The organism is Rufibacter hautae (assembly GCF_008271695.1).
GTDB classification, from domain to species: domain Bacteria; phylum Bacteroidota; class Bacteroidia; order Cytophagales; family Hymenobacteraceae; genus Nibribacter; species Nibribacter hautae.
Genome location: NZ_VKKY01000003.1, coordinates 712,093 through 730,388, shown reverse-complemented (window position 1 = coordinate 730,388; position 18,296 = coordinate 712,093). Strand labels below are relative to the sequence as shown.

The window sequence follows — 18,296 nt, the reverse complement described above, 5'->3', positions numbered from 1 at the left end:
TTTCCATTTCAGACCTGATTTCCTAAAAACAGCCTAAAAACGGTAGCGGACCTGAAGCCGGACATCGGTGCGCTGGGGACCTTGGATCTGCTCCAGGCCAGAGCCGATGGTGCTCTGTCCGCGGTAATGCGTGTGGCTGAGCTTGAACCAGGCATCCAAGTGGCGGGTGAGGCGCTGTTGGGCCAGCAAGTAGACCCGGGTACCCTGACCGGCAAAAGCTGGAATGGAGAATCCGTAGAGCACATCTTGTTCCGGCGCGTAAAGGCGGGTATCGTAATCATCGGTATCAAAGAGGGCGTAGCGCGCACTCAGGCGGGTATTGTTATACTCCCAACTCACATCCTGCGCCGCGAAAAAGCCGGTGCGGACGGGGCCACTTTGCCTGAACCTACTGGCCTGCACTCTGGAACGCAGGCGCAGGGAAGGCAAAGGGCTAACATCCAGGAGCAGCAGGAACCTGTGGGCGTTCGTATCGGTGACTTGCCGCAGGGACTCACTTTCTACGGTTTCATTGCGGGCTTTGCGCTCGTACTGGTATTGGCCGTAGAGAAGGGTGGTTTTAGACGGCATGAACTGCAGACGCAGCAGGTATTCCTCCCCATCAGAGGGGGCATCTACCCGGTAGCGGAGCCACGGAAAGGAAAAGCGGTCATAGTAACCGGTGAGTTGCCAGCGGTCACTTAACCTGACTTTCAGGCCGGTGTACAAGCCGCTCTCATTCTGGTTCCGGCTGCCCTCCCCGAAAGCCGCTCCATACAGCGTTTGGAAGTCCCGGGCGTAATAGCGATACAACAGGGAAACTTCCACTTTCTCTGAAAGGCTCGCCAAAAGCCCGTTCACGGTTCCCAAACCACCGGTACCAGACAAGGCCGTCTCTCCGAAGAAATTTAGGTTCTGCCACAGATAGCTATAGTGCAATCCGGCTACCATATTCCGGGTTCCGCTGAAGGTAAACAGGTTGTACGGCTCGGGGCGAGGTTGCAGCGCCAGATCAAACATAGTATGCAGGCCGGTGAAGCCAAGGCTGAAGGTTTGCGTAGGATTCCGGTAGGTGACGTTTGCGCCCATAACTTGCTCCCACGCCCGCTGTCGGTTCGCCAGCTCGGTGGGTGTGCGGTGCAGCCCCGAGGTTTGTAGTCCGCCCAAGGTGGCAGTGGTGGAATCCTCTGCCGGTACGTCTCCCGCGGAGGCATCTACCCGGCGGTTAGAATAGAACAAGGTGGTTTCTAGCCTTTTCCAGCGGTGGGTAGCGGCCGCACCCCGGAAAAAGTTCGCTTCCAGGGTAGAGGTATGGGGCCTGATGCCTAGTTGACTGCGCCGGATAGTGGTGATGGTCTCCCCTCCTTTGCCCACACTGAAGCCGCTGGAGAGTAGCAAGCCCTGACCAAACTGCAGTTGGTAATCGCCCAGGGCGATGGTCTTGAAAGCGCCCCGGTCATATAATTGGGCGTGCGCCGAAAGGAAATCGAAGCCGTAAACCCGCTGCCCGGGGTTCCACGTGAACGACTCGCCTGCATCCTTCTCGGCGGTGACGCCAAAGCTGAAATCCCGCGGGTGGCTGAGGCGGTAACGCAACAGAAACTTATCTGGGGAGCCGAGGTAGCGGGTGGTTGAGCGGCCCTCGGGAGGCGTGTAGCCACGTCGCTCCTGCACCGTGCGGTCATACCGAAGCAAGAGCGAATGGTTATCGGCATTTTTCAGGCGTTCTTGCCAGGATCTCTGACCTATCTGACCCAAAGATTGCACGGTTACAAAAGGCAGCAACCTTCGGATAGAGATCAGATCAAAGCCGGGCACCGACTGCAGTTCATAGAGACTCAAAAGGCGGCCGTTTTCTTGGATGTGCTGCAACAGCGCAGAAATCTGCCCTTCGGAGAGAAGCCACAGGCTGCGGAGTTCCTCTCGGGAGGCGCGATTCAGGTCCAAGGGCTGGCGGTAGTACTGGAGCAGCGTTTCGTAAAGATCTTCGTAGGCCACGGAGTTTTCATCGTCCTGCTGCGCGAAGAGTTCCTGCACCAGCAGTTCCACATCCACGGGCGGGCGCGGAATTTCCTGTCCGGCAGCTACCTGTTTCAGGCCTATCATCAGGAAAATGAGCCAAAAACCATACTTCATGGCCTCTTCTCCTTCTCCAGCTTGTAGCCAATTGAGAGGTAGTTGCTCATGCCCAATTGGTTCTGCGCCCCCAAGGCGTAGGCCACCTGGAACTGCTTGAACTTGATATCCACGCCAGCGGTGCCCGATCTAGTGCCGGTGTTGAAACCGGTGCGTAGTCCCAAGGCCGGCATTACCCGGTACTCCACCCCGCCTTTCACCGCCACCGGAAACGCCAGTTCTTTCTCGGCCTCCAGCACCAGCAGCACCTTGGTAGCAGCCTGGTAACTCAGCCCGATCTTCATGACCGTGGGTACGCGCTCGTCTTCAAACTGCGCCAGTTTGGCTTGGTTCAGGTTGTAGATGTGCGCCCCAAAGGTGAGTTTCGGCAGCAAATCTGACTGCAGGCCCATGCTCAGGGCCACGGCTTTGCGGCTGCCCCATTCTTTCACCCGCACCTGCAGCAGATCGGCCTTTAAGCCCAACCGCACTACGCCTAACTGATGCGCCAGCCCAATGCCCAGCCGTTGCTCATTGTACAGCTCTCCCCCGAAACGCTGCACCTCCACCCCGATGGTCCCATACTTAGCCGTTGGGTAAACCGCCAGCAAACCTACCGTAGTGAGTTCTTTGATAGAAAACCGATTATGGGCATAGGCACCCAGTTCCAGGCTTTTCAAAGCGGCGATGCCCGCCGGATTATTGCTCAAGGCCCAGACATCGGGTAAGGTAACGGCGGCCCCGCCCAGGCTTACGCCTCTGGCACCTACGGTTGCATTGCCCATTTGACCCTTTGCGGAGAAGGGATTGTACAGTAAAGAGATAAGCAGACACAAGCGTAGCAGTCGTGGCATAGGCAGAGGACATGGTGGGCTTCTACTTTACGAATCTCGTTTCAAAATGGTAGTACTTAAATATTTAGTTTTACTATATTTATACGCGCAATTGTTCAGCTTTCTCCTACTTTATCAGAACTATGAAAAGAATTTTTACCGCTATTACTTCCACTGTTACTTTGGGGTTCCTTCTGTCCTTTTCAGCGCCCTCCCAACCCTCCACTGACGCTGCTACCGTCTACAACCCGCAATGCACGGCCACTGCCAAATCAACCGGTAAACAGTGCAAGAACCGACAATGGGGTAAGTGCGAGCAGGTGCTTTGCTACGTGCATTGCAAGTAGATTATTTCACCGCACGGATAAGTTTCAAGAATCCTCTAGCCTTGGCATAAAGGACAGCCTTCTTCTATCAGATAGAAACAAAAACGCCCGGAGAGATGCTCTCCGGGCGTTTTTGTGTGTTTTTCAAAAAAGAGGCTCGAAACGGCTTAGCTGTTCTGCTTTTTTGTTTCTTTTTTGATCTTGGTCTCGTTCTTTTTCTTCTTGATTTTGATTTGGCCTTCCGGCGTCTCAATCTCCATCTTGCCGTCCATCTTCACGTCATTGATGGCGGGGTTGAAGGTGGTGTTGGGATTGCCTTTGTCTACCAGGGTCATCTCGTTCACCAGGTGCCCGGCGCCGGAGAGTTTATCAATCACGAAGAGCACGTACTTGATGTCTACGTTGATGCAGCGCTTGTACTCGGGGTCAAACACCAGGTCACCGGTCATGGCTTCCCAGTTGCCGTCAAAGGCAAGGCCCATCAATTCGCCGCGGCCGTTTATGACCGGAGAACCGGAGTTACCGCCGGTGATGTCGTTGTTGGTGATGAAGCCCACGCGCAACTCGCCGTTCTCGCCGTAGCGACCGTAGTCTTTCTTGCGGTACAGTTCCATCAGTTTGGCCGGCACCACGAACTCGGGGTTGGTAGGGTCTTCTTTCTCCGCGATGCCTTGCATGGTGGTATAATACTTATACCGCACGCCGTCTTTGGGCTCGTAGTCTTGCACGGTTCCGTAGCTCAGGCGAAGCGTGGAGTTCGCGTCGGGGTAGAACACTTTGTCTGGGTGCATTTCGCGGAGGCCGGCCACGTACAGGCGGTTGGCTTTGCCCAGAGCGGCGTTGTACTCGTTCAGCTTCGGCAGGATGTTGTCCTGGTAGTTCGTTTGCACCGCGCGCATGAACTTGAATGCCGGGTCTGTTTCCAGGGCCTTTTGCGTAGGATTGGCCAAAAACGCGTTGGCTTTGGCTTCAGAAGAAAGCAGCGATTTGCTGTACACATCGGCGGCCCACTTCTTGAAATCGCCTTTGTAGGTAGACGTCAGGTCTTTGAAGATATCGGCGTGCTGCGCTTTGGGCACATCGTTGTAGTACATCTGCATCAGCTCGGCGAAGATCTTCTGGTCAGAGGAAGGCACGTAGCTCGCGTAGAACTCCTTGTTCATGTCTTTGTAGGCCGTTACCAATTCCTGCAGTTTGGCTTTGTCCACGTTACCGGCTTTGAGCATATTGTACAGCGGCGTGTACTGGTAGGCATGCGCGATCAACTGCGGAGCCAAAGCAGCCTCGGAGCGGTAGATAGCTGATAAGTTGTAAGTGCGTTGTCCGGCATACGAAGCATTGATATCCGTCAGGGCCGTACCATAAAGGCCTTTGCGGTTGGCGTAGCCATTGGCCCACTCCTGGAAGGCTTTCTCCTCGGCGGCTTTCTTGTCCAGCGTTTTCATGCGCTTGATGCCTTCGTTCTGCCCGATGTAGTATTTGTAGTAGTTGCTGATGCTGGCGTAATTGGAAGCCAGTTTCAGCCGGTCAGCCGAAGAGGCATCCATAGCTTCTTTCATCAAAGCCAGGCGGCGCTCACGCAGTTTGATACGGGCGGGGTTAGACTGCTCCACGGCCATGCTCAGACCAGAACCGGCCATGAAGCGCGTAGTTCTGCCCGGGAATCCGAAAACCATGGCGAAATCGCCTTCTTTCACGTTGCTCATGGACACGGGCAGGTGGTGCTTAGGACGATACGGCACGTTCTTCTCAGAGTACTCGGCGGGTTTGCCGTCTGGGCTCATGTACACCCGAAACATGGAGAAGTCGCCGGTGTGGCGCGGCCACATCCAGTTGTCGGTGTCGCCCCCGAATTTTCCGATGCTCTCCGGCGGGGTTCCTACCAGGCGCACATCAGAGAAACGCTCGTACACGAACATGTAGAACTCGTTGCCATTGAAGAAATCGCGCACGTACGCTACGTACTGGCCGTTGTTTTTGGCGGCATCGGCGAGGGATTTGGAACGCTCGGCAACCAGTTTGGTACGCTCCTGCTCTGCGGTCTGCGGCGTGATGCCTTGTAAAACCTGACCGGTTACGTCTTCCATGCGCACCAGGATGTCTACGAAAAGGCCTTCGTTTTTCTTTTCCTGTTGGCGGGTCATGGCCCAGAATCCGTTCTTCAGGATGTCGTCCTGCGGGGTGGAGTTAGACGCGATGGCATCGTAGCCGCAGTGATGATTCGTGAGCAAAAGGCCTTCCTTAGACACGAACTCACCGGTACAAAAACCCCCAAACTGCACGATGGCGTCTTTAAGGCTGGCGTTGTTCACGTTGTAAATTTCCTCAGCGGTCAATTGCAGGCCTTGCTTCTGCATATCCACGTGGTTGAGGCGCTTCACCAGCAGCGGCAACCACATGCCTTCATCGGCGCGAGCGTTCATTGACAAGCCCAGGCAACCAATAAGAAGTAAACTATAAATCTTTTTCAGCATTACGATTGTTAGTTAGAAACCACAAAGGTAAGGATTTGTGGCTTTTTTTTCCGAAACTAGCAGCATATGCAGGCAATCAACTGGCTTTTCAGGTACCTCTTTCTGGGCATTGTGTGGGTATACCGCTACATGATCTCGCCGCTCACGCCCGGTAGTTGCCGCTTCACGCCCACCTGCTCGGCCTACGCGCACCAGGCTATTGTGAAGTACGGTCCCTTCAAAGGCGGCTGGATGGGATTGAAACGGATTGGCCGGTGCCAACCCTGGGGCGGGCACGGCTATGACCCGGTGCCGTAAGGGCATTTTGAACCATGTTTTTAAGCTGTTTTAGAAAAAATGAGCAGAAAGCCGAAGTCGTGAGTTCCTATAAACACATCTTCAAAAGCTGATTTTTACCCTAAATCCACCTGATCCCAAAATTGATGTTGAGCTACAAAGGCCAAATTATAGGTAAGTCAGCCTGGCTTACATTTCTTGTTTTTGTTGTATTTTCCTGTAAATCAACGAACTTGGATCCTAGAAACCCTTCTACCCTGAAAGCTGAAAAGATTCAATTGAAAAAAGATTATGCCTTTTGCATGTGCCTGCACTATACTTTGGGCAAAGAAACGGCAGATAAACTTTGGGCTGAAGATATTAGCAGAGGCGTATTGATAGACATAGCAGATTTGTACGAGGAAAATTCCCACTTAGACAGCATTGCCTTAGAAGCATCTGAGCGCATTGTTCCCAGCACTTACTCAGATCATGAAAACAAAAAAGCGGTAGTTTTTCGTTGCCTGCAGTTCTATCAATCCAGAGAGTTAGACAGGTTTGTAAAATCAATGAAGTAGACGTGGCTATTAGCTAATACCTTTATCAAGGCTTCCTTCTACAATGTATCAATTTGCGCCACCTGCACGTTAAGAAAACTTAAGCTTCACGCGCATGCCCTTCACGTTTTCTCATCCGGCCATTGTCTTACCATTTATTGGGTTAAAGTACCGGTGGCGCTCCGCAACGGGGCTTATTGTGGGCAGCATGGCCCCTGACTTTGAGAAGTTCATCCGGATGAGTTTGCATGACCCGCACAGCCACACCTGGAAGGGCATCTTCTACTTCAACCTGCCCATGGGGCTGCTGCTCTGCTTTGTCTTCCATCTCATTGTGCGCGACGCCCTCATTGACCACCTGCCCTATTTTCTGCGGCAGCGCTTTAACCGGTACAAACGGTTTAACTGGAAAACGTATTTCAAGACCCATTACCTGATGGTGCTGCTGTCATTGCTGGTGGGCATTGTCTCGCACCTGGCCTGGGATTCATTTACCCACAGCACCGGCTTGGGCGTGCGGCTGTTTCCTTTTCTCTTAAGCGAGGTGCTGCCGGAGCCATTCACCAGATCCTGGTACGCGTTCCTGCAGCAGACTTTGTCGGTGATCGGGGGCTTTATCATGCTCATCTTTATTTACCTGCTCCCCAAAGAAGATCGGCCCTTGGAGAAGAAGCCGCTGCTGGGTTTCTGGTTTATGTCTGGGGTGATTGTGTGCGTGGTGGTGGCGCTCTGGATCATGGCCGGCGGAAAACTGAACCGGTACTACATTATGGTGGCGGCGCTCTCGGCGGGTTTGCTAAGTTTGATTATTCTGCCTTTCTTGATCAGAATAAGAGAACACCTATTTTCTAAATCATGAATGAATTTTTGCAGGCTGCCTTAGACGAGGCGAAAAAAGGATACGTGGAGGGGGGCATTCCCATCGGGTCAGTGCTGGTACACAACGGCAAGATCATTGGGCGGGGCCACAACAAACGGGTGCAGGACGGTAGCGCCATTCTGCACGGCGAGATGGATGCGCTGGAGAACGCCGGTCGGCAACCCGCCTCGGTGTACCGCGAGTGCACGATGTACACCACGCTGTCTCCGTGTTCCATGTGCTCGGGCACCATTCTGCTGTATGGCATCCCTACAGTAGTGGTGGGCGAGAACAAAAGCTTTATGGGCGAAGAGGAACTGCTGCGCTCCCGCGGCGTGGAGGTGACCGTAGAAGACAACCAGGAATGCTTTGAGCTTATGCAACGGTTCATCCAGGAGAAACCTACCGTCTGGAACGAAGACATTGGCGTGTAAACCTATCCGTTTTTAGCCTCTTTTAAGGAATCTTGGCCGAAAACAACCTTTCACCATATTGGCAATTATTTTGGGCAGCCCGTTTTTGATGGGCTGCCTTTCTTCTAACCGTTTTTGACCCACATGGCTTCCGCCTTTGCCCATGCCCTGATGGCTTTCACCCTGGGAAAACGTTCCCAGAAAGAAAACAAGCACAAACTTCTCCTTTTAGGCATCTTCTGCACCATCTTCCCCGATGCAGATGTGGTGATGTTTAAGTTCGGGATTCCATATGAGCACTTTTTGGGTCACCGGGGGTTTTCCCATTCCCTGGTATTTGCCCTGCTGCTGGGCATTCTGGTAACCCTTGCTTTCTCCCGCAGCGTGCCGCTGGCCAGCCGCCAAGGACTCAAACTGATAGGGTTCTTCTTTCTGTGCACGGCTTCCCATATCCTGCTGGATGCTTTGACCAACGGCGGCTTGGGCGTGGGCGTCTTCTCCCCATTTGACAATGGGCGCTATTTTCTGCCGTGGCGTCCTATCCAGGTGTCACCCATCGGGGCGGGGCGGTTTTTCAGCGAGAAAGGATTGGCCGTGATCAAAAGCGAGCTGGTGTGGGTAGGGCTGCCGTGCCTGCTTTACTTCCTGGTTTCAGGCCTCTTCAGGAAAAACGGCCGAAAAACGACTTCGGCTTAGTTGACCTAGGATTCAGAACGGATGCATTGCGCTATTGGGAAACTGCTTTGTAAAGGAATTTGGCCCAGAAACACGCAATTGAAATTCTTCTGGCTTGGCGTGCGTTATGAAGAAAACTGCCTTAAGACAGAGAATCCGCCGCTTGGGCGTTTGCCGTAAGTACAGACGCCAGATACATCAGGCCCCGTTTACCAGCAAGTTTACCTTTTCCAAAAGCCATTCTTATGAACCGCATTGTATTGCTATACTCCGCTTTGCTGATGACGCTGCTCAGCTGTCAGCGGGCCTCTCCTAAAATAAGCCAGGAAAGCCAAGCTCCGCCCATGGTAGCCACCCAGCAAAAGGCCGGCACACCACAGCAAGCCAAGAACCCGTACTATTCCCGCACCGATACCACCAAACTGCACGTCTCAGACGCCGATTGGAAAAAGGTGCTGCCCAATGAGGTGTACCACGTTTCCCGCAGAAAAGGCACCGAGATGGCTTTCAGCGGCAAGCTCTGGAACTTCACGGGCCGCGGCACCTACTATTGCGCCGCCTGCGGAAACAAACTTTTCAAGTCAGATGCCAAGTTCGCGAGTGACTGCGGCTGGCCCAGCTTCTTTGAGACCATCCGGAAGAAAGCCGTTATTTACGAGGAAGACCACACCTACGGCATGGAGCGCATTGAGGTCCTTTGCGGCCGCTGCGACGGGCACCTGGGGCACCTTTTTGACGATGGCCCCGCCCCCACCGGCAAACGCTACTGCATGAACTCCATCGCGCTGGATTTTGAGCCTTCCGCCGGTCTGCAAGTAAACTAACCGCACCTAAACCTTTCTGGAAACTCCGCAGTCTGCACCGGCTGCGGAGTTTCTGTTTTCAGCCCGTTCTGGTCAAATCGGTTTGAAAACAGGTGTCCTAATCCGGATTTTTATAAACCCCTTGACTCGTGATTCGTTAAACAAATTTCCGGCCCGGCCGGAAAAACACATTCACCTACCCTACAACCCGACCACATGAAACGACTCCCCCACCTTCATCTGTGGCCAGTTCTGGCACTTCCCATCGCCTTTGTTTTCAGCAGTTACTATCCTGCCGAGACTCCGGAGAACACATCTGTTAAGGCTGCAGGAACCAGCACGCTCACGCATTTGGCCAAACTGCCCGGCGCCGTGGTGGAAAGCTCCGGCCTGGAACTCGCCGATAAGCCCAACACCTACTGGACGCACAACGATGCCGGCAATGCGCCCGTTCTCTACAAGATCAATGAGCAAGGCAAACTGCTGCAGGAAGTGACCATTGCAGGCGCCACCAACACCGACTGGGAAGACCTGACCGAAGACAACCAGGGCAACCTTTACATAGGCGACATGGGCAACAACAGCAACAAACGCAAAGACCTGTGCATCTACAAAGTATCGGTAAGAAATGGGTTTAAAGCGCAACAAATCAAGTTCAGCTATGACGATTTGCCGGCAGGGAAGATAGCCAAGGAAAACCGCAACTTTGATTGTGAGGCGTTCTTCTGGCAGAACGGCAAACTGTACCTCATCTCCAAGGACCGCGGGGCCGAGCGCACGGCCAAACTGTACGTCCTCCCCGATGACGCTGGTACCCACACCGCCCGTCTAGTGAGCAAGAAAGAACTGCATGGCCTGGTAACCTCCGCTGACCTCAGCCCCGATGGCCGCCGCCTGGCCGTATTAACCTATGGCAAACTGTACCTGTACCCGATAACCAAAGGTTCTACCCAGTTCTTCTCCCAAACACCCAGAGTCATGGATCTACCAGCCATCGGGCAGGCCGAAGCCGTGCTTTTCAAAGACAACCAGAACCTGGTCATCACCAATGAGGAAGGCAACCTCTTCAGGTATTTGCTGTAAAAGCGTAACTCTTGAGAAGAAATCCATAGAACAAAAAAACGCCCGGGCCTCACAAGTATACTTGTGAGGCCCGGGCGTTTACTGGCTGTTTTCTGAAAAGTAGCTTAAAAAGGCTAGGCGTTTACCCTTGGCTGCGATTGCCTGGGCTGCCGGGCGGCGTTCACCAACACCACAATGCCGATGAGGATAAGCGGAATACTCAGCCACTGGCCCATGTTCAACGGCAAGGCGTTCTCAAACTCTTCCTGGTTTTCTTTCAGGAACTCCACCAGGAACCGAAACGTGAACAGCAAGGTCACAAACAGCCCGAACAACAGGCCGCGGACCTGGCCTGCTCCTCTTTTCCAGAGGAAATACAGCAGGATAAACAGAAACACGCAGAAAAGGCTCTCGTAGAGCTGCGTAGGGTGGCGCGGGTCTACAAAGGCACGTACCCCGTTGAACAACTCGTTATTACGCACAAATTTGAACGCCCACGGCACATCCGTCGGCCGGCCGATAATCTCAGAGTTCATTAGGTTTCCTAACCTGATGCAGGCACCGCCCACGGCTACCACAATCACAATCCGGTCCAAGACCCAGAGGTAATCAAACTTGTATTTGCGGCAGAACATGTACAGGGCCAGCAGAATACCTACGGTACCGCCGTGGCTGGCCAGGCCGCCTTCCCAGATCTTGAAAATTTCCAGCGGGTTAGACAGGTAATGCACCGGATCGTAGAAAAGGCAGTGCCCCAGGCGTGCGCCAATCACGGTGCCAATGATCATGTACATGGTCAGGATATCCACGTCTTCATCGGTGCGGCCGTCTTTGCGGTAGATGTATTTCTCAATGGGTTGTGTGAGCACAAAAGCCAGCGCGAAAAGCAAACCATACCAGCGTACCGTCACCGGCCCTAAGGAAAAAATATCGGGAGAAACGTCCCAGGTGATAAAATTTAGCATGTAAAACAGGTTAGTGGGGCTAAAATTACAATTTAATCTAGGAGTGGCAAGAATCACTTCTGCTTCTGAGGAAACACTTTACCCGAAAATGATGTTACTTTGTGGGCGCAAACCATAAAGTGTAACGTTTGCGCACCACCAATATTGGCGGGAAAGCAGATGCCAGACTGCCTGTGTGAATTACTATACCATTTATGTCAACTGTAACTACTGATATCTGTATTATTGGCGCCGGGCCGGTTGGGCTTTTTGCCGTGTTTGAAGCAGGTCTTCTCAAAATGAAGTGCCACGTGGTAGACGCCTTGCCTCAGGTGGGCGGCCAGCTTTCTGAGATATACCCCAAGAAACCCATCTATGACATCCCGGGCTTCCCGTCCATCCTGGCCGGTGACCTGATCAAGAACCAGATGGAGCAGATCGCTCCTTTCCACCCTACCTTCACCCTGGGCGAGCGCGTAGAGGACCTGGAGAAACTGGAAGATGGCTCTTTCAGACTGGTGACCAATGAAGGAACTGAGATTTTTTGCAAGGTGGTGGTAATTGCCGGCGGATTGGGTTCTTTTGAGCCCCGCAAACCAGCCATTGACAACCTAGCCAACTTTGAAGGCGGCAAAGGCGTGAACTACATGATCCTGGACCCAGAGCATTACCGTGACAAGCGTGTGGTGCTGGCCGGTGGCGGTGACTCTGCCCTGGACTGGGCCATTTACCTGGCCGATGTAGCCAAAGAACTTACCCTGGTGCACCGCGGAACCACGTTCAGAGGCGCGCCGGAATCTGCCGAGAAAGTGGCCAGTCTGGCCGAGGAAGGCCACATGCGCCTGCTCCTGAAATCAAACGTGACCGAGGTACACGGCAACGGGCAACTGCACGCCGTGACCCTGGCTCCAGACGGAGCCGAGCCGTACCAGATAGAGACCGATTACTTTATCCCGCTTTTCGGGTTGGTGCCTAAGTTGGGGCCGCTGGAGAACTGGGGTCTGGAACTGGAGAAATCTGCTATTGTGGTGAACACCGTGGACTACAGCACCAACATCCCCGGCATCTACGCCATTGGCGACATCAACACGTACCCGGGCAAACTGAAGCTGATCTTGTGCGGCTACCATGAGGCGGCCTTGATGGCGCAGAGCGCGTACTCCATTGTTAACCCAAATAAGAAGTTCGTTTTGAAATACACTACCGTAAACGGAGTGCCAACCATGTAATGCCATGCAAGAAGACATCACCGTTTACGTAGAGAACCAAGACGGGGAGCGCGTTGCCGTTCCCGTACCCACAGACATGGGCCTGAGCCTAATGGAAGCCTTGAAAGCGAACGAGTTCGATATTCTGGCTACCTGCGGCGGCATGGCTCTATGTGCTACCTGCCACGTGGAACTTATTGAGGCCCCTGAACTGCCCGAGGCCTCTGACGATGAGCTCTACATGCTGGAGAACCTACCCAACCTGCGCGACGGCAGCCGCCTTTCTTGCCAGATAAGGGTTACCCCAGAGTTGGATGGCATGGTGCTGCGGGTGATGTCTGACCACTAGAGTATACCACGCATTTTAAAGCCCCGGCTTATGTTTCAAACGCATAGGCCGGGGCTTTCTGTTTTAGAGTTATTTTGTCAAAATCAGCTCAAAACAAGGCTATTACGAATTAACAGAGATTGAATAAATATGAATTTTCCTTTTCTGTGTGTTCACTAACGTGGATAATAGCGCAAAATAATAGTCATTTCTTCTAGGCTACTTTGCATAATATCTCCACTAAAGTTGTACCTTGAAGCAAATTTAAAAAGATAGATATATAAAATATTTAATACTAAAAAAACCTTCCAATGCCACTCACTGCTTTTGAAGAAGCGCAAAGAATCTGGAAAGAAATCTCAAAAGAAGCCATAGTTCCTGAACTCAAGTTTGAGCTGAAAGTGCGTAAAAAACTCCTGAACATCTTTCAGGTAGGCGATTATTACCACTACATTTTCAACTGCCAGGAAGCCAAGGTAGACTTTGTGCACCACAACGTACTGCCGGTACTGGGCTACGACCCACAGGAGATCACCACCCCTTTTATTCTGGATAGAATTCACCCCGATGATCTGGCCTGGTTCCTGAAATATGAAGACGCGGCCAAGGATTTCCTACTGAGCTTACCGCCCGACAGAAGCCTGAAGTACAAAATACGCTATGATTACCGGATCAAGAAGGCCAACGGCGAGTATCTCCGCATACTTCAGCAGGTGCTGCCCATACAGGTAGATGTTTCTGGGGGAGTGTTACGCACCTTGGGGATACACACAGACATCTCGCACCTGAAGAAAGATGGCTTGCCAATGCTTTCCTACATCGGGTTGGAAGGGGAACCCTCTTACATAAACGTCCAGGCCAAAAACGTCTTTTCCCCAGACCGGGAACTCCTGAGCAAAAGGGAAAAGGAGATTCTGTCCCTGCTTATTGCCGGGCTCCCCAGTTCCCAAATCAGCGAGAAACTTTACATCAGCCAGCACACCGTGAACACGCACCGCAAGAATATGCTGTCCAAAACCGGGGCCGCCAGCACCTCTGAACTCATTGCCCGGGCTGTGCGGGAAGGCTGGCTGTAAGTTAACCTATCTTCGTTTTACGGCGCTTTTCTTGAAATCAGCTTAGAAACAGCTCCTCACCTCTTTGTTAACGGTTAGCAGAAAAACTCTTCAGAACAAAGCTGATTTCGGCTTCCTTTTTAAGTTCTGCCAATCGTCTTGTTGTTTCTTGGAAGAACATTCAAAGGATAGCTCATCTGTTCCTTTCCGCTGCTTCAAGGCCTTTCCGGGAAAGCAAACCAGAAGAAGGCAACCACTTCATATCACGCCTATTACGCAGATGACCTGTTAGCGAAAATGTTAAGGTTCTGTTAAAAAGCTTCTTTTTGTTTTTGGGGCTGTAATAATCGCCCGGCCGGGCATACTAATGCTACAACTGAATAAATACTGGTGCTCTGCGGACGGGTGTTACACTAATACCCGAATCCCCGCAAATCATTGGTTACCTTTGTCAGCCCCAAAAGCAATTATCTTCTTTAACCTCTGTATGAAAAAACTTCTGCTCTTAACCTTGTTAAGCTGCGCTACCTCTGCCCCGCTCTGGGCGCAGAATCCAGTGAATTCCCCACGCCCGCAAGGGGCTCCCGCCGGGGCTGCTCCTGCCATCCAAACTCCCCAGGGAGCCGGCAAAATCACCGGCACGGTGGTAGACTCAGAATCTTCCAAGCCGGTTGAGTTCGCTACCATTGCCCTGATCAATACCGCCAACGGCAAGACCGTAGACGGCACCGTTACCGATGAGAAAGGTCGTTTCACCCTAAACCGGGTGCCCAACGGTACCTATACGCTTAACATCAGCTTCATTGGGTATGAGACCAAGGAAATGAAGCAGGTGACCATCTCCGCAGAGGACCAAACCGCGAACCTGAACAAAGTAGCCTTAGCTCCTGCCCAGACCAAATTACAGGAAGTAACCGTGGTGGGGGAAAAGCCTTTGATTGAAGACAAGGTAGACCGCCTGGTGTATAACGCCGAAAAAGACATCACAAACACCGGTGGTACTGCCGCCGACGTGATGCAGAAAGTACCTTCCGTGGCTTTGGACCAAGATGGTAACCTCCAACTGCGGGGTTCTTCCAACGTGCGGGTACTTATCAACGGAAAACCTTCTACCGTGATGGCCGGAAGCGTGGCCGATGCCTTAAAGCAAATCCCCGCTGATGTCATCAAAAACGTAGAAGTGATCACCAGCCCCTCGGCCAAGTATGACGCGGAAGGTACTGCCGGGATCATCAACATTGTGACGAAGAAAAACAGCCTCCAGGGCGTTACGGGTTCTACCACCCTTACCGCCGGTACCCGCGGCAGCAACGGAAACGCCAATGTGAGTATGAAACAGGGTAAGGTAGGCGTGAACGTGAATGCAGGCGTGAACCGGTTCTACAGCAAAGGGTCCATGAACCTGCGCCAAGTGAACCAAGCCAGAAACGAAGCAGAGGAATTGTTTGAGAACACCACTACCCAATTAGGTACCAGCACCGTTGACGGGATGTTTGGCTTCGGGCAGTTAGGTTTGGATTATGACATCAATGAGAAGAACAGCTTGTCAGCCGGTATCCGGGTGAACACAGGTTCTTTCAAGATGCGGTCACACCAGAACGCCAACACCTTTCAGGCAGCGCAGAACGAAGCAACCACTGGTTTCCAGGAGCCAATGCTCACCGATGAGTACAACCTGTCCATGAAGAACAATAATAACCGTTTGAGCATGGACCTGAACCTGGACTTTACCCACCAGTTCAAAAAACCGCAGCAGGAGCTTACGTTGCTGGCGCTCTACAGCCAGACTGACCAAGACAATGAGGTAAACCAATTAAGGTATGAGATTGAGGGCCCCTTGCGTTCCACTACCATCAATGAAAACGAAGGCCTTAACAAGGAACTCACCTTCCAGGCAGATTACGCGCACCCAATGCCTAAAAACACCTTGCTGGAAGTAGGCGCCAAAGGCATTCTGCGCGATGTATCCAGCTCCTCTCTGTATAACGGCAAAGACCTGAATGGAGACTTCTCCTATGACCAGAACGTGATTGCCTCTTACCTGTCTTATGGCTTCAACCTGAATAAGAAGACTGCCTTGAAGTTTGGCGGACGCTATGAGTACACCGATGTTGCCGGTGATTTTGTCAACCCACAGCAAGATTTCACCGCCAATTACGACAACTTCATCCCCAACATCACCCTGGCCTATGACCTGACGCAGAACAGCAAACTGCGTACTACGTTCACCCAGCGTATCCAGCGGCCGCAGTTGTTCTTCCTGAATCCGTACCGCCAGCAACAAGGCCCTAACCTGGTGGTGTACGGTAACCCACGACTGGATGCCGAGCTAACCGACTCCTATGAACTGAACTACAGCACTTTCTTCAAGACTACTTCTATCAACGTGTCGGCGTACATGCGCATCACTGATAATGCCATTGAGTCTGTTTCTGAAGTGCTGCGAGACACCACCTTTGTGACGTTCAACAACATCGCCAAGAACAAGACCTACGGCATGACCTTGTCTGGCTCTACCAAGCCTGTTCCGGCCTGGAACATCAACGGAAATGTGAACGTGTACTACGTGGATTTGAACGCCCCCTTCGCGTCTAACTCAGGTGTGATGTACAACATTAACGTAAGCTCTGGCTATACCTTCGGGAAGGGCGTGAGTGCTCAGTTCTCCGGGGGCTTCAACTCTGACAGGGTTCAACTGCAAGGAATTGCCTCTTCGTTCTCTTACCATAACCTGGCTATCCGGAAAGAACTGTTTGAGAAAAAAGGAGCTTTAAGCTTAGGGATGGACAATCCGTTCAGAAGAGCCCTGAAGTTCAGAAACGAGTTGTCTGGCGTAAACCAAAACACCGAGGAGAGACTACCTTTCAGCACGCAGACCTTGGTTACTCAATACAACCGCGGTTTCCGGTTAACCTTTGAGTACCGCTTTGGGAAGATGCAGCAGCAAGGACCGCCTAAGCGCAAGAAATCTATCCGCAACGATGACGCCAAACAAGGCGACGGCGGCGGAGTTCAGTAAGCCGTTTTAGCACCCATAAGAAGAGCGATGACTACCCAGTTATCGCTCTTCTGCTTTTCAAAGGTTTTGAGCCTGCTTCTGATAAAACGGCCTTAAAACAGAAAAGAAGGTCGGTTGAATTCCGGATAATATATAATTATTCTATATACAATTTAATTGATATACCTCGCGTTGAATAATCATACTGCCTTTTAGCCCAATGAATGTTTACACTGTTATCTTTTATTAAATATTACAATCTAATATTCCATCCAATATTTAATCTATTATCCTGAATAAGAGCCCATCTTATTCAGGATTCCCCCGACATGAACCGATCCTACATAACCTTTGCATTTTTTGGTTTATTTCTCTTGCTATGCTCCTTTACCATCCCCTCGTGGGAGGGTGAGGTGTTGGTAAAAAGGGAGAAAATAACTCTTTCCGGCACCATCACCGAGAGCCAGACGGGGCAGCCGATTGCGTATGCCAGCATCGGGATTTTGAACGGGTCAGAGGGCACCATCTCAGACGAGAAAGGGAACTTCAGCTTTTCGGTTTCTCAGGAAAAACTGGAGGAAATGGTCAGGATTTCCGCCATTGGCTTTGCGGCCAAAGAAGTGAAAGTCAGCAACCTGTGGCAGGCCAGAACCCCGGAAAATAAACTCGTTATTGCCCTGGATGCCCAGCCTGTGCAGCTTGCCGAGGTAGACGTTCATGTAAAGAAATGGAAGACGAAAAAACTGGGCGGCAGTGCCGGGCCTGTCACCATGGTGCACCACAACTTTGCCATGTTTCAGCGCTCCCTGCACGAAAACCTGGGGCATGAAATGGGCATTCTGATCAAAAACGGCCCCAAAACCGCGTTCCTGAACAAGCTGAATTTCTGCCTCACCATGAACAAGTATGATCTGGTCAAATTCAGGTTAAATGTTTATTCGGTCAAAGACAACCTACCCTATCAGAACCTTGCCCCAAAAGACATTTACGTGACCGTTGAAAACCAGAAAAGAGGCTGGATTGCGGTTGACCTGGAGCCCTACAACTTGTATGTCCAAGACGATTTTGTGGTTTCTTTGGAATGGATAGACTGCCTGCCTAAAAAAGATGCGTTGGCTTTAACCATTGCGGGCGCCTTGCCCGGTTTCCATACCACGTTCCATAAAGATGCCAGCCAGGCCAAATGGGAGAAAATAACCTCTTTTGGCATGGGCATGAACGTGGAGGTGCAGCGCCAAAACTAACCGCCTTCTACTTTCTGTTTTAGCCAGCATTTAAGAAAATCAAGCTTAAAACAACCGTCCTCCCATTAGGCGGCGCAACCTCGTTCTTTTTTGTCTGTCTTTGGAAAGTGATTTAAACCATCGCTCTGAAAAAAGGTCTAATTCACTGACTGCTCTACAGACAATTTA

Annotated in this window: 17 protein-coding genes; 13 read left to right on the top strand and 4 right to left on the bottom strand. The window is 51.9% G+C overall.

Annotated elements, in window-relative coordinates:
• Nucleotides 1-33 precede the first annotated feature (33 nt).
• Entirely contained in the window at nucleotides 34-2,115 is a 2,082-nt protein-coding gene (locus tag FOA19_RS19470; protein ID WP_149092509.1) for a ComEA family DNA-binding protein, read from the bottom strand.
• A complete protein-coding gene (locus FOA19_RS19465) occupies nucleotides 2,112-2,879 on the bottom strand; it encodes a PorV/PorQ family protein (protein ID WP_190300475.1) in 768 nt (255 codons plus the stop codon). The genes FOA19_RS19470 and FOA19_RS19465 overlap by 4 nt, the downstream gene beginning before the upstream one ends.
• A 191-nt stretch (nucleotides 2,880-3,070) precedes the next feature.
• On the opposite strand from FOA19_RS19465, the gene FOA19_RS19460 reads away from it, so the two are divergent.
• Nucleotides 3,071-3,274 (top strand): hypothetical protein, encoded by a 204-nt coding sequence (locus FOA19_RS19460; RefSeq protein WP_149092507.1) that lies wholly within the window; start codon nucleotides 3,071-3,073, stop codon nucleotides 3,272-3,274.
• A 146-nt stretch (nucleotides 3,275-3,420) separates the two neighbouring features.
• Here the strand turns inward: FOA19_RS19460 and FOA19_RS19455 are convergent, their stop codons facing one another.
• Nucleotides 3,421-5,727 carry a S46 family peptidase gene (locus FOA19_RS19455; RefSeq protein ID WP_190300474.1) on the bottom strand — a complete coding sequence of 769 codons (2,307 nt, stop codon included), beginning with the start codon at nucleotides 5,725-5,727 and terminating at the stop codon, nucleotides 3,421-3,423.
• Nucleotides 5,728-5,793: 66 nt separating this feature from the next.
• Here FOA19_RS19455 and yidD point away from each other — a divergent pair, with 66 nt between their 5' ends.
• The 7 genes from yidD to FOA19_RS19420 all read left to right on the top strand — a co-directional run bounded on the left by yidD (nucleotide 5,794) and on the right by FOA19_RS19420 (nucleotide 10,372).
• Nucleotides 5,794-6,024 carry a membrane protein insertion efficiency factor YidD gene (yidD, locus tag FOA19_RS19450; protein ID WP_149092506.1) on the top strand — a complete coding sequence of 77 codons (231 nt, stop codon included), beginning with the start codon at nucleotides 5,794-5,796 and terminating at the stop codon, nucleotides 6,022-6,024.
• 212 nt (nucleotides 6,025-6,236) lie between these two features.
• Nucleotides 6,237-6,560: a hypothetical protein gene (locus FOA19_RS19445; protein ID WP_149092505.1), complete on the top strand. Its 324-nt coding sequence runs from the start codon at nucleotides 6,237-6,239 to the stop codon at nucleotides 6,558-6,560.
• A 94-nt stretch (nucleotides 6,561-6,654) separates the two neighbouring features.
• The gene (locus FOA19_RS19440; RefSeq protein WP_149092504.1) at nucleotides 6,655-7,398 is read left to right on the top strand and encodes a DUF4184 family protein; all 744 of its coding nucleotides are present in this window, start codon (nucleotides 6,655-6,657) and stop codon (nucleotides 7,396-7,398) included.
• Nucleotides 7,395-7,832 carry a nucleoside deaminase gene (locus tag FOA19_RS19435; protein ID WP_149092503.1) on the top strand — a complete coding sequence of 146 codons (438 nt, stop codon included), beginning with the start codon at nucleotides 7,395-7,397 and terminating at the stop codon, nucleotides 7,830-7,832. Before FOA19_RS19440 ends, FOA19_RS19435 begins: the two co-directional genes overlap by 4 nt.
• Before the next feature lie 123 nt (nucleotides 7,833-7,955).
• Complete coding sequence (locus tag FOA19_RS19430; RefSeq protein WP_149092502.1) at nucleotides 7,956-8,507, top strand: metal-dependent hydrolase; 552 nt, start codon at nucleotides 7,956-7,958, stop codon at nucleotides 8,505-8,507.
• A 224-nt stretch (nucleotides 8,508-8,731) separates the two neighbouring features.
• Nucleotides 8,732-9,310, top strand: a complete 579-nt coding sequence (gene msrB / locus FOA19_RS19425; protein ID WP_149092501.1) for a peptide-methionine (R)-S-oxide reductase MsrB — start codon at nucleotides 8,732-8,734, stop codon at nucleotides 9,308-9,310.
• A gap of 195 nt (nucleotides 9,311-9,505) precedes the next feature.
• Nucleotides 9,506-10,372 carry a hypothetical protein gene (locus FOA19_RS19420; RefSeq protein ID WP_149092500.1) on the top strand — a complete coding sequence of 289 codons (867 nt, stop codon included), beginning with the start codon at nucleotides 9,506-9,508 and terminating at the stop codon, nucleotides 10,370-10,372.
• A gap of 113 nt (nucleotides 10,373-10,485) precedes the next feature.
• Here FOA19_RS19420 and lgt read toward each other — a convergent pair whose 3' ends face one another.
• On the bottom strand, nucleotides 10,486-11,316 hold the full coding sequence (gene lgt / locus FOA19_RS19415) for a prolipoprotein diacylglyceryl transferase (protein WP_149092499.1): 831 nt from the start codon (nucleotides 11,314-11,316) through the stop codon (nucleotides 10,486-10,488).
• Nucleotides 11,317-11,510: 194 nt separating this feature from the next.
• Here lgt and FOA19_RS19410 point away from each other — a divergent pair, with 194 nt between their 5' ends.
• The 5 genes from FOA19_RS19410 (at nucleotide 11,511) to FOA19_RS19390 (ending at nucleotide 18,128) form a co-directional block, all read left to right on the top strand.
• Complete coding sequence (locus FOA19_RS19410; RefSeq protein WP_149092498.1) at nucleotides 11,511-12,524, top strand: NAD(P)/FAD-dependent oxidoreductase; 1,014 nt, start codon at nucleotides 11,511-11,513, stop codon at nucleotides 12,522-12,524.
• Between the two features lie 4 nt (nucleotides 12,525-12,528).
• On the top strand, nucleotides 12,529-12,852 hold the full coding sequence (locus FOA19_RS19405; RefSeq protein WP_149092497.1) for a 2Fe-2S iron-sulfur cluster-binding protein: 324 nt from the start codon (nucleotides 12,529-12,531) through the stop codon (nucleotides 12,850-12,852).
• Nucleotides 12,853-13,142: 290 nt separating this feature from the next.
• Entirely contained in the window at nucleotides 13,143-13,907 is a 765-nt protein-coding gene (locus FOA19_RS19400; protein ID WP_149092496.1) for a LuxR C-terminal-related transcriptional regulator, read from the top strand.
• A 466-nt stretch (nucleotides 13,908-14,373) separates the two neighbouring features.
• The gene (locus FOA19_RS19395) at nucleotides 14,374-16,905 is read left to right on the top strand and encodes a TonB-dependent receptor domain-containing protein (protein WP_149092495.1); all 2,532 of its coding nucleotides are present in this window, start codon (nucleotides 14,374-14,376) and stop codon (nucleotides 16,903-16,905) included.
• Between the two features lie 308 nt (nucleotides 16,906-17,213).
• The gene (locus FOA19_RS19390; RefSeq protein ID WP_149092494.1) at nucleotides 17,214-18,128 is read left to right on the top strand and encodes a carboxypeptidase-like regulatory domain-containing protein; all 915 of its coding nucleotides are present in this window, start codon (nucleotides 17,214-17,216) and stop codon (nucleotides 18,126-18,128) included.
• Nucleotides 18,129-18,296: the final 168 nt, after the last annotated feature.